Origin of the sequence: Hymenobacter siberiensis, from assembly GCF_018967865.2 — a bacterium.
GTDB lineage: Bacteria > Bacteroidota > Bacteroidia > Cytophagales > Hymenobacteraceae > Hymenobacter > Hymenobacter siberiensis.
This window is the reverse complement of sequence record NZ_JAHLZY020000001.1, coordinates 2,936,817-2,949,079: the sequence shown is the minus strand read 5'-3', so window position 1 is coordinate 2,949,079 and position 12,263 is coordinate 2,936,817. Positions and strand designations below refer to the sequence as shown.

Annotated in this window: 7 protein-coding genes; 3 read left to right on the top strand and 4 right to left on the bottom strand. The window is 62.7% G+C overall.

Annotation, left to right across the window (positions count from 1 at the left end; translation table 11 throughout):
• Positions 1 to 2: 2 nt before the first annotated feature.
• From KQ659_RS13115 to KQ659_RS13100, 4 genes are all read right to left on the bottom strand, one after another.
• On the bottom strand, positions 3 to 3,335 hold the full coding sequence (locus tag KQ659_RS13115; RefSeq protein WP_216680650.1) for an efflux RND transporter permease subunit: 3,333 nt from the start codon (positions 3,333 to 3,335) through the stop codon (positions 3 to 5).
• 377 nt (positions 3,336 to 3,712) lie between these two features.
• Entirely contained in the window at positions 3,713 to 6,871 is a 3,159-nt protein-coding gene (locus tag KQ659_RS13110; protein ID WP_216688431.1) for an efflux RND transporter permease subunit, read from the bottom strand.
• 144 nt (positions 6,872 to 7,015) lie between these two features.
• Positions 7,016 to 7,981 (bottom strand): efflux RND transporter periplasmic adaptor subunit, encoded by a 966-nt coding sequence (locus KQ659_RS13105; protein ID WP_216688432.1) that lies wholly within the window; start codon positions 7,979 to 7,981, stop codon positions 7,016 to 7,018.
• 41 nt (positions 7,982 to 8,022) lie between these two features.
• Positions 8,023 to 9,363 (bottom strand): TolC family protein, encoded by a 1,341-nt coding sequence (locus tag KQ659_RS13100; RefSeq protein ID WP_216688433.1) that lies wholly within the window; start codon positions 9,361 to 9,363, stop codon positions 8,023 to 8,025.
• A 162-nt stretch (positions 9,364 to 9,525) separates the two neighbouring features.
• Between KQ659_RS13100 and KQ659_RS13095 the strand changes: the two genes are divergently transcribed.
• The 3 genes from KQ659_RS13095 to KQ659_RS13085 all read left to right on the top strand — a co-directional run bounded on the left by KQ659_RS13095 (position 9,526) and on the right by KQ659_RS13085 (position 12,090).
• Positions 9,526 to 10,203, top strand: coding sequence for a response regulator transcription factor (locus tag KQ659_RS13095; RefSeq protein ID WP_216680654.1), 678 nt, complete (start codon positions 9,526 to 9,528; stop codon positions 10,201 to 10,203).
• 74 nt (positions 10,204 to 10,277) lie between these two features.
• Entirely contained in the window at positions 10,278 to 11,591 is a 1,314-nt protein-coding gene (locus tag KQ659_RS13090) for a sensor histidine kinase (RefSeq protein WP_216686422.1), read from the top strand.
• A gap of 88 nt (positions 11,592 to 11,679) precedes the next feature.
• Positions 11,680 to 12,090, top strand: a complete 411-nt coding sequence (locus KQ659_RS13085; protein ID WP_216680656.1) for a PepSY-like domain-containing protein — start codon at positions 11,680 to 11,682, stop codon at positions 12,088 to 12,090.
• Positions 12,091 to 12,263 lie beyond the last annotated feature (173 nt).

Sequence of the window (12,263 nt, the reverse complement as noted above, 5' to 3'; positions counted from 1 at the left end):
TTCTAAGCCTGCGCCGTAGCCACGGGCTTTGCTTTTTTCAGATAGGAAAACATAATCGGCACAAAAAACAAGGTCGTTACCGTGGCCAGCATCAGCCCGCCAATCACGGCGCGGCCGAGCGGGGCATTTTGCTCGCCGCCCTCGCCCATGCCCAGCGACATGGGCAGCAGGCCGATAATCATGGCCAGGGCCGTCATCAGCACCGGGCGCAGGCGGGTGAAGCCGGCATCCAGCGCCGCATCGCGGGGGCTCAAATCGGGTTCTTCCTCGCGGCGCTCGTTGGCGAAGGTGACCAGCAGAATAGAGTTGGCCGTGGCCACGCCGATGCACATGATTGCCCCCATCAGGGCCGGTACGCTGAGCGTAGTCTGCGTCACAAACAGCATCCACAGAATGCCCGCCAGCGCGCCCGGTAGGGCGGTGATGATGATGAGTGGGTCCATCCAGCTCTGGAAATTGACCACCATCAGCAAGTACACTAATATGATGGCTCCGGCCAGGCCCAGGCCTAGCCCGGCGAAGGACGTGCGCATGGAATCGGCCTGCCCGCGCAGTGCCAGCGTGGTGCCTTTGGGTAGGGTTTTCTCCGTGTCGGCCAGAATTTTGCGGATGTCCTTACTCACGCCGCCCAGGTCGCGGCCGCTCACGCTGGCGTAGAGGTCCACGGTGCGCTGAATGTTGTAGTCCGACACCACGGCCAGCGTCTGGCTGCGGCGCAGGGTAGTGAAGTTGCTCAGCAGCTGGGACTGGTTCTGGGTGGCGCTGGTCACGCCGATATTGCCGATTTCATCGAGGGTGGAGAGGGCGCGGGGAGGCGTTTGCACGGCCACGGTGTAGCTCACGCCGGTGGCGGGGTTCAGCCACTGGTTGGGGTTGGTTTGGGTGCTGCTGCTCAGGTTCACGAGCACGTTGTTGGCAATGTCGCGCTGCGAGAGGCCGGCCTCTTGGGCCCGTACCCGGTCGATGTCGAGGCGCAGCTGGGGCTGGTCGAAGGCCTGATAGACAAAGGCATCGACCAGGCCAGGAATCTTCACGATTTTTTCCTTGATTTCGCCCACAATGCGTTGGTTGGCAGCCTTGTCGCGGCCAATCACCTGAATGTCAATCGGGGCGGGTAGGCCGAAGTTCAGGGTCTGGTTCACAATGTCGGCCGGCTGGAAGAAGATGATTAGGTCGGGGTATTGCTTGTGAATCTGACGGCGGATTTCGTTGATGTAGTCGCCCGTGGGGCCGTGCTCCTCCTTCATACTCACCAGAATCTCGCCGTCGCCGGCCCCGATGGTGGGGTTGTCGCTCAGCAGCAGGTTGATGGGGATAACCGGCAGGCCGATATTGGCTAGCACCAGGTCCAGCTCGTTGGCCGGAATCACCTGCCGAATCACGTTTTCGACCTGTCGGAAGCGCACCTCCGTCTCCTCCAGGCGGGTGCCGGTGGGCGTTCGCACGTGCAGGCGCAGCTGGCCGGCATCCACCGTCGGAAAGAAGTTCTGGCCAATGAGCGGAAACAGCCCCAGCGAGCCGATGAACAGCACCATGAACGCCACAATGACCTTCGGACGGTTGCTCAAGGCCCATGCCAGTGCCCCACCATACCCGGCGCGGAACTTCTCAAACTGATGCTCGAAGCCCTTGTGCAGCTTCCAGACCCAGGTTTGGGTGATGGCCGAGCCGGCCTCACGCTCCGAATCGGTGATTTCGTTTTCGGCTTCTTCCTCGGCCGTGCCGCTGGGGTGGGCTTTTTCGTACTGCTCGCGGCGGATGCGCTCCAGGTCGCGCTCTACCTGGCTCACGGGCTGGCCGTTGCGCTGGTGCTGGCTGGGCAGGTCGGGCTCTTCCTGCGCGTGGTAGATGGGTAACTCCTTGCGCAGTAGGTACATCACCAGCGTGGGCACCAGCGTCCGGCTGAGAATATAAGACGCCAGCATGGCGAAAATGACGGCCGTAGCCAGCGGCGCGAAGATGGCCGATGCCACCCCGCCCAGGAAAAACACCGGCACAAACACAATGCAGATGGCCAGCGTGGCCACCAGGGCCGGCGTCGCAATTTGCTGGGCACCATCGAGAATGCTGCGCTTCAGCAGCTTCTTCATGCCCATGTTGCGGTGGATGTTCTCGATTTCCACCGTCGCGTCATCCACCAGAATGCCCACGGCCAGCGAGAGGCCGCCCAAGGTCATGATATTCAGGGTTTGCCCCAGAATATTCATCATAATGATGCTGACCAGAATACTGAGCGGAATACTCGTCGCGATAATCAGCGTAGAGCGCCACGAACCCAGAAACAGCAGAATCATTAGCGCCGTGAGGGCCGCCGCAATGCAGGCTTCGATGATAACGCCCTTGATGCTGGCCCGCACGAAAAAGGACTGGTCAAACAGCAGCTTGATGTTCAGGGCCGGCGGCGCATTGGCCTGGATATTGGGCAGCGCCTTCTTGATTTTGTCGATGATGTCGAGCGTGCTGGCCGCGCCGCTTTTCAGAATGGGGATGATGGCCGTACGGCGGCCGTTCTGGCGCACGATGTTGGTTTGCACGGCCGCGCCCTCGTGCACGAAAGCCACGTCGCGGATGTACACCGTGGTGCCATCCACCGTCTTGATGGGCAGGTCGTTGAGCGTGGCAATGGCCTCGGGGCTGGAGTTCAGCTTCACGTCGTACTCCCGGTCGCCGATTTTGGCCGAGCCGGCCGGAATGATAAGGTTCTGGGCCAACAGGGCCGACACTACGTCGTTGCCGCTCAGGTTTTTGCCGGCCAGCTTATCGGGGTCAAGGTCGACCATAATCTGCTTGGGCTTGCCGCCGTTCGGCAGCAGTACCGAAGCCCCCTGCACCACCGCCAGGCCGGGCCGAATAAAGGCGTTGGCCGCGTCAAAGAGGTCCGACTCGCCCAAGGTTTCGCTACTGAGCGACGTCTGCGCAATTGGCACGTTGGAGGCCGAGTAGCGGATGATGAGCGGCGGCGAAATGCCCGGCGGCAGAATGCGCAGCAGTGTCTGGGTGATGGCCGTGAGCTGGGCCACGCCGGCATCAGGGTTGGAGCCGGGCTGGAAGAACACCTTAATCAAGCCCACGCCCTTTAGGCTCTGGCTTTCCTGGTGCTCCACGTTGTTCACGGTCGTCGTAATGGCGCGCTCCACCGGCACCACGATGCGCTGGTTCATCTCCTCGGGCGAAATGCCGGAGTAGCCCCATACCACACCTACCACGGGAATCGGAATGTCGGGAAAAATATCCACTGCCATCCGCTGAATGGTGAGCCCGCCGCCCACCAGGATTAGCAGCGCCATCACCACAAAGGTGTAGGGACGCGCCAGCGCCAGTCTAACTATCCACATATCGTCCGTTTTCTAGGCCCGCCGGTGCGCCGCATCGGCTGCAAGGGCTCTTAACTCCTGCGCACGGGTCTTTGTTGAGTTGATGGCGCAAAATTAACCTCTTCCTCCTGCCAAAGCCGCTTTCATCGACGGGAAGGGGGTGTTTTATCGACGGAGGCCGTCGATGTACCAAAAGCATCACTGCTGGCGCGAGTTTAGCGCAGCGTAACTCGTGACTTATTGTGTGGGGGAGGCTGCGCCTCCCATAGAGCGGCCCGTTGGAACGGTGCGACCGGCTTGCCGCTGGCGCGGCCGGGGAGGCGCAGCCTCCCCATCATGGCAAGTCACGAGTTACGCTGCGCTAATCTCGCGCCAGCGCGCTCGTCATAAGTTAAAGCTTATGCTACGAGGGGAGCGGCCTTCTGCTGGTAGCTCAGCCGCAGCAGGCTGGGCAGCACCAGCAGCAGCAGGGGCAAGGCCAGCAGCAACCCACCAATTACGGCAATGGCCAGCGGCTGGTGCAGCTGCGCGCCCGCCCCAATGCCGAGGGCCAGCGGGGCTAGCGCCGCGATGGCCGAGAGGGCCGTCATCAGCTTGGGCCGCAGGCGGGCCGCGATGGCATAGCCCACGGCCTGCTCCACGGGGTTGCCCTCGGCCAGCACCTCGAAAAACTGCTGGAAGGTGAAAATAGCATTCTCGCCAATGATGCCCACCACCATAATCAGGCCGGTGTAGGAACCCACGTTCAGCGGCGTATTGGTGAGGTACAGCGCCAGCGAGCCGCCGGCCGGCCCCAGAATGGCAATAAGCAGAATCAGGCCCGCCGCTTTCAAATCCCGAAACAGAAACAGCGCCACCGCAAATACCAGCAAACACGCCGTGCCCAGAATGGTAAGCAGCTCCTGAAACGACTGCTGCTGCTCGGCATACGAGCCGCCGTACTGGATGAAGTAGCCGGGCGGCAGCGGCACGTCGCGCTCCAGCTTCTGGCGGATTTCGGCCATGGCCCCGCCCAGGTCGCGGCCATCGAGGCGGGCCGTAACGGCGGTCATGGCCTGGAGGTTTTCGCGTTCCAGCTCGGCGTCGCCGGGCGTCACGCGCACCGTGGCCAGCTCGTCGAGGCGGTGGCGCTGGCCGTTGGGCAGGAACACCGGCTCGGCGCGCATCTGGGCCAGGGTGGCCTGGGTGGCGTTGGGGTAGCGCATCCGGATGTTGAGCAATTGCTCGCCTTCGAGCACGTTGCCGGCTACGGTGCCGGCCAGGTGGGTTTGCAGCTGGGTCTGGAAATCGGTGGCCGTGAGGCCATACTGGGCCAGGCGACGCGGGTCGGGCCGCACGTCGATGGCCGGGCCCATCCGCACGATGCCGTCGAACACATCGGCGGTGCCGGCCACGCCTTCTACCACTTTGGTTACCTGGTTGGCCAGGGCGTAGCGCTTGGTGGCATCGGGGCCGAAAACCTTTATTTCGATGGGCTGCACGGTGCTCATGAGGTCGCCCAGCATGTCGCCGATAACCTGGCCGAAGTCGATGGTGAGGGCCGGCTGAGTCGCCTCAATTTTGGTGCGGATGTCGGAAATGACTTCCTCGGTGGTGCGCTTACGGTTTGTTTTCAGGCGGATGAGGTAGTCGCCCCGGTTGGGCTCGGTGATGAAAAAGCCCATCTGGGTGCCGGTGCGGCGCGAGTAGCTGGCCACTTCCGGGACGCGTACAATGAGCTTTTCGGCCTGGCGCAGCATGCGGTCGGTTTCCTCGATGCTGGTGCCGGGCGGCGAGTTGTAGTCGAGCACAATGGCGCCTTCGTCCATATCGGGCAGGAAGCCGGTGGCCAGGCGCGGAATAATGAGCACCATGCTGCCAATGAGCACCAGAATGCCGATGATGGAGTAAGCCGGGTGCCGGATAACAGCCTTCACCCAGGGGATTTCGTGGTGGGTGGAAGCGGGTTTGCTCGTCACTTCCGGAGCCGCAGGCGTGGCGGCCAGAGCGTGCGTCTCGTCGGCGAAGTAGGTGTCGCTTTCAGGCGATTGGTCCGCCGCCGGGTAGCCGGGCGAAACAGTTACTACGTCGGCCTTGCGGCTGCGGCTCAGCAGCAGATAAATCACCGGCAGCCCCAGCCAGGCCACCAGAAACGAGCACACCAGCGCCACTACCATCGTAGTAGCCAGTACCTTAAAATACGCCCCCGCCACGCCGCCCAGCAGCGCAAACGGCAGGAAAATCACAATTGTGCTCAGGCTCGACCCAATAAGCGCCGGCAAAAGATGGTCTACCGACTTGCGCACCACCTCGCCGGGTGTAATGCCGGGGTGCTCCTCGCCCACGCGGTGCAGCTGCTCCACCATCACCACAGCATCGTCAATCATGAGGCCGATGGCAGCGGCGATGGCCCCCAGCGTCATAATATTAAACGAGTAGCCCAGGCCGAAATACAGCACCGCGATGGTGAGGGCCAGCGCCACCGGAATGGCCCCCAGAATCGTCATCGTGGCCCGGAAGGAGCGCAGAAACAGGGCCGTAACCACGAGGGCCAGCGCCAGGCCAATCCACAGCGCGTCCTGTACCGACTTCACTACTTCGGCCACAAAATCGGCCTGGTCATAGTACGGTGCCATGCGAACACCACTTGGCAGGCCCGATTTCAGGGCCGCTACTTTGGCTTTCACGCCATCGGAAACGAGCACCACGTTGGCATCGGGCTGGCGCAGGATGGAAACGAGCACGGCATCGGAGCCGTTGGCGTTGATGCGGGTGTATTCGGGCTGTTCGCCCAGGCCCACGGTGGCCACGTCGGCCAGGCGCACAATGCGGCGGCCGTCGTTGCGGAGAACGATGTTTTCGAGGTCTTCCTTCTGGATGATGGTGGCGTCTGTCACCGTGAGGTAGAGGCGACGGTAGTCGCTCAGGTAGCCGTTGCTCTGTACGAAATTGGTGGCCGTCAATGACTTGTTTATGTCGTCGGGCCCCAGGCCGAGGGCGGCCAGCTGGTCAGGCAGCAGCTGCACCTGGTATTCCTTGGTGCGTCCGCCCTGGATTTGCACCGACGACACGCCATCGACCTGCGACAAAAACGGCTTAATGGTATAGAGCGCCAGCTTGCGCAGCTCCAGCGCCGAGCGGCCCGGCGCTTCCAGCGTGTAGCCCATCACCGGTAGAATGGCCGGGTTCATGCGCTCTACGGAGATGTTGACGTTGGGCGGCAGGTCGCCCCGAATCTGGTTCAGGCGCGACTCAATCAGCGTCTGGCTCTTGGCCACGTCCACGCCCCAGTCCAGAAACGCCGAGATTTCGCAGCTGCCCCGGCTGGTGGTGCTGCGCAGCAGCTTCAGCCCCGGCACCCGCTTAATGGCGTCTTCCATGGGCTTGGTCACGGTCACCATCATGCGGTCCACAGGCTCCAAGCCGTTCTCGGCAATCACCTTCACCTTCGGAAACGTCACCTCCGGAAACAGCGCCACGTTGATGCGCCGGTAAGCCACCGTGCCCAGGGCTAGGGCCAGCGCCAGCAGCACCGCTATGGGGGCTTTGTAGGCTTGAAAGATTGAGCGGTTGGGCATGGGTTGTGATATTATCGAAAACCAGAGAACGTCATGTCGAGCGTAGCCGAGACATCTCGCGTGGGGTAGTAATCAAATCGTTGAAAAAGGAGTAGTGGCGGCACGCGAGATGCTTCGACTGCGCTCAGCATGACGTTCTTTTGCTTACTCCTGCTCTGCCGCCACTGGCCGCGTCACCTTCACAGCCGCCGTATCATCCAGCCCAAAGTTGCCGCTGAGCAGAATTTTGTCCTTCGGATTAAAAGCAGGCGACCTGATTTCGATGTGGTCTTTTTCCTGCGCGCCCACTTTCACTGGCACTTTCACGGCCGTCGAATCATTGAGTAGCCTCATCACCCAAAACTTGGTTTGCGTTTCGTCGGTGAGTACGGCACCGCGCGGCAGGGTGCTGGCCAGGTGCGGCGCGGCCTTATCGATTTCAACCTGCACGGCCAGGTTTTCGGGCAAATCCGGAAAGGTGCCCACCGGGCGAATGGTGTAGCGCTGGGTCTGAATGCTCACGTCGGCGGTGGCCAGCACCTCGGCCACGCGGCCGTTCAGGATGCGGCCATCGGGCAGGAAAATGCGGCAGCTCTGGCCGGTATGCACGTAGCGCAGCTGGGTAACGGGCACATCGAGAATAAACCCGAAACGACTGCGGTCGTACGTGAGGCCGAGCTGCTCGCCGTCCTGCACGTAGTCGCCGGCCAGCTTATCCACGGTGGCCAGGATGCCCGCCCGCCCCGATTTTATCGGAATAATGCCACTGAATTTCAGGCGCGGGTCGCCAGTAAGCTTATCCAGATGCAGGGTTCGCGATTCCTTGGTTTGGATGGTGAACACCGTTTGGCCGGCGCGCACTAGCTGGCCCACCACGGGCGTAGGCGGTAGCACGTAGCCGGTGGTGGTGGCCCGCAGCGCATCCTTGGCCGGAAAGGCCGATACGGCGCTCAGGCGCAACACGTCCGTCAGCGTATCCGTCTGAATGGTGCCAATGGTAACCAGCGCTCGGGGCTTCACGGCGGGCTCATCTCCACCGTCGGCGGGTGGGGCGTCGCCGGCGCCGGCCGGGTCTTTCGAGCCGCAGGCCGCGAGGAAGGGGAGGAGCAGGAGAAATCGAAGAAGGTTCATGGAGTAAAATAATGTAGCGTGGACTCGCAGAGTCCACGCTACTACTGCTCGGCCAGGTAATCGAGCGCGAACCGGCTCCTTAATTGGTCGGTCTGGGCCTGCGTCAGGCTAAACTGTAAGGTTCGGTAGCTGGTCACTAGGTTGAGGTAGTCCAGGATGGCCACGTCGCCCGTGGCCAGCTGCTGGCGGGCGGCCCCCACCAGCGCATCGGCCACCCGCAGCTGCTCCCGAATGCGGCCCAGCAGCGCGTCCGACGCCCGAATCAGGCCTTCGAGCTGCTCGTACTGCTGCCGCCGTTGCACCGTGATGAACTGGCGATAGCCGCTGCGGCTGCGCTCGCTCAGCTCGATGCGCTGGTATTGCAGCTGGCGCTGGTGGCCATCGAAAATGGGCACACTCAGCTGCAGGCCACCCCCGATGCCCAGGCTATGGGCCAGCGCCACCGGCAGGTACGACGAAGATTGCAGGCCCGCATCGACCACGGCACTCACTTTGGGGCGGTAGTTGGCATCCACGGCGCGGCGGTCGAGCAGCAGGCGCAGGCTATCGAGCGTGTATTGGCGCTGGGCAGGGGCCAGCAGGCCGGCCAGCGGGCGGTGGGTGGGTGGGTTCGGCGCTTCAATGGTGACAAAAGCCGTGTCGGCCACGCCGGTCAGGGCGCGCAGGGTGCCCAGCTCGCGGCGGTAAGCCAGCAGGTTCTGCTCCACGGTCACCTCCTGGGTGCGCACCGAAAGGTAGAAGCTCAGGTACTGCGTCTGCTTGAAAATGCCGCCGTTCACCAGCTGGCGCAGCATCTCATCCTGCCGGCGCAGCTGGGTGAGCAGCGTGCGACTGAAGCGGAGCTGGGTTTCGGCGGCGTAGGCCGTCAGGAACTGGTCGGTGATGTTGCGGCGCAAATCCAGGGCCGAGAGGCGGCCGGTATTGCGCAGCAACTGGCCCTGGTTGGCAATCAGTTGGTAGTCGTTCTGGAGCTGGAAGCGGTTGAGGATGGGCTTGACGGCTTGGGCGAAGGCCGCGTAGTTGCCGCCGTTGGAAATGGCGTTGTCGTAGCCCAGCACGCTTTCGCCCTGGCTGTTGGTAATCGAAGGATAGTAGAGCGCCGAGCCAATGCCGCCTACCTGCACGCCGTTCTGGCGGGCCCGCACGAGGCTGTCGAGGCGGTTCTGGCGCACCTGGTTGGCGGTTTCGTGCAACAGCGGGCTGCTTTGGCGGGCCACCAGCAGGAACTCATCGAGGCGGCGGGGGCTGGCGGGCACGGCGGGCACGGCCGGCGGGGGGGCGAGCACGGCCGGGCCGGTCTGGGCACGGGCCGCGCCGGCAAACAGCGTTGGCAGGCCACTCAGGGCCAGGCACCACATCAGGCAGGAAAAACGAGCAAACAACAGACGGGGGAGGATGATAAGCGCCACAAAGCTGCGGGGCAATTCTGAAGAAAATCGGCCACTTGCCGGGCTAAAGCCCCTCATACGGACAACCTCACAGAAGATATACAAACTTTGGCCCTTCCTTCGCGGCCAGGCCGTCATTCCTTTGGCCCCCAGCTCATGAAAATTCTCCTTGTTGAAGACGAAGCGGCCCTGCGCACGGCCCTGCTGGCCTCGCTGAAGCAGGCGGGCTACCTGGCCGAAGCCGCGGCCGACTACGCCCAGGCCCACGAAAGAATCATGCTCTATCAGTATGATTGCATCCTGCTCGACCTGACCCTGCCCGATGGCTCCGGGCTCGACCTGCTCCGCGCCCTCAAAGCCGGGGGCTCGCCGACCGGCGTGCTCATCATCACGGCCCGCGATGCGCTCGACGACAAAATCGCGGGCCTCGACCTCGGGGCCGACGACTACCTCATCAAGCCATTTCACCTTTCCGAGCTCAATGCTCGGGTGCGGGCTATTATCCGTCGCCGCCAGTTCAACGGCCAGCAGCAAATCGTGTTCCGCGACCTGCTGGTGCTGCCCGAGCTGGCCGAAGTGCACGTGCGCGGCGAGCTCATCACCCTCACCCGCAAGGAGTACGACTTGCTGCTGTACCTGCTCGCCAACCCCGGCCGGGTGCTCACTAAGGAAGCCATTGCCGAGCACCTCTGCGGCGATGCCGTGGACGCGGCCGACTCGTTCGACTTCATCTACACCCACCTCAAAAACCTGCGCAAAAAGCTCCAGGAAAAAGGGGCCGACAATTATATCCGCACCATGTACGGCGTGGGCTACAAGCTGAGCCACGAGTAGCCGACGATGAAAATATTCCCTCCTTGGTAAGGAGGAGAGTGGCCCGTTCTACCCCCGTTCCCTCGCTTCTCCGCATGAATCTCCTCAACGCCACTACGCGCTACTACTTGTTACTGGCTCTGCTTGTGTTTGTGGGGGGCAGCCTGGGCCTGTACTACGGCATCAACTGGGCGCTGCGCACGGAGGTGGGCGAGCAGCTGGCCGACCGCCGCCAGGAGCTGCTGGCCAAAGCCCGCGCCAACGAGCTGCCGCCCGTGGACCAGCTGGCCGTGCTGCTCGACATCAGCCGCATGCCCCGCCCACTGGGCTTCCGCGATACGATACTGCTCGACCGGACCGAGAATGTGCTGGTGCCGCACCGGCAGCTCACGTTTCCGCTCACGGTGCGCGGCGAGGGGCCGGTGTGGGTATCGTTGCGCAAGTCGCTGGTGGAGGCCGAAGACTTGCTGGGCGTCGTATCAGCCCTGATGCTGAGCGTGCTGGCCCTGCTGCTTGGCGGAATGGTGGCGCTGAACCGGTGGCTGTCGGCCCGGCTCTGGGCGCCCTTCCGGCATACGCTGGCGGCCCTGCGCCAGTACGACTTGCAGCAGCACCGGCCCCTGGCGCTGCCCGCGCCCCCGGTGGCTGAATTTGCTGAGCTCAACCAGGCGTTGAACGGCTTTAGTCAGCGCCTGGTGGCTGATTATGAGAGCCTGCGGGAGTTCACGGCCAATGCCGCCCACGAAACCCAGACGCCCCTGGCCATCATGCAGGCCCAGCTGGAGCAGCTGCTGCAAGTGCCCGCCCTGGCCGAAGACCCCGCCGTGGCGCCGCTCGTGGCCGACCTTTACGGGGCTACGCTGCGCCTCTCGCGCCTGCACCAGGCCCTGAGCCTTCTCAGTAAAATCGAAAACCGGCAGTTTGCCCAGGCTCAGCCCGTGCGCCTCGACCAGCTGCTGGCCGAGAAAATGGCCCAGCTCGAACCCCTTTTTGAAGCCCGCAAGCTGCACTACGGCCTCGATAGCAGCGTGCCCGTGGTGGTGCAGATGCACCCCGGCCTGGCCGATTCCCTGCTGCAAAACCTGTTGCAGAATGCCGTGAAGCACAACGTGCGCGGCGGCCAGCTGGCCGTTTACCTGTCGAACACTGAGTTGAAAGTGACCAACTCCGGCCCGACCGTGGAGGGCGACCCGGCCCGGTTCTTCGAGCGTTTCCGCAAGCACAACGCTGCTTCTGAGTCGCCGGGCCTGGGCCTGAGCATTGTGCAGCAAATATGCGGCTACTACGGCTTTGGGGTTACGTATTCGGTGGCGGAGGAAGGCACCTGCCATACCCTGCGCGTGGTGCTGAAACCGGGCGCCGAAGCCCTGCCGCAAAATGCTGAAATCAGTTTGGTGGCTACAGAATAGTCCCAGAATGGCTGTGTAAGTTTGGATAGAAGCTTATTCACCAAAACCCTTCTGCAAACCATTGAAAAATGGATTTTTAACTCTTGCCATGGCCGTGCTTACCGCCGGTGCCGCCCAGGCCCAGAAAGTGGCTGCCGCGCAGGTGCCGGCCGCCGCCACCGCCACGTTCAAAAAAGTCTTCCCCACCGTGAAAGCCGTGAAGTGGGAGAAGGAGGGAGCCGACTACGAAGCCGGTTTCGACATGGGCAAAGCCGAGATGTCGGCCGTCATCACCGCCGCCGGCGTGCTCATGGAAACCGAGACGGAAATGCCCGAGGCCCAATTGCCCGCCCCGGTGCAAAAATCCCTGGCGATGAACTACAAAACCGCCAAAATCACGGAAGCCGCCAAAGTCGTGACTGCCGCTACCGGCACCACTACCTACGAAGCAGAAGTGACCCAGAACGGCAAGCACCGCGACGTGCTTTTCAACGCCGACGGCACCGAGGTAAAGAAATAGCCCGGTTGCCAAGTAGTGCCACACCACAGCCCGGTTGCCTTTGCGGCGGCCGGGCTGTTCTTATGCAGAATAAACCCCGCCGGATGGGGCGCGTATGCCAATGGTGAACTCTTCGGCAGCCCGGCTATCCTCATAGAAAGCACAGGTTGCGCCAGTAGCATTGCCTTTTCAAT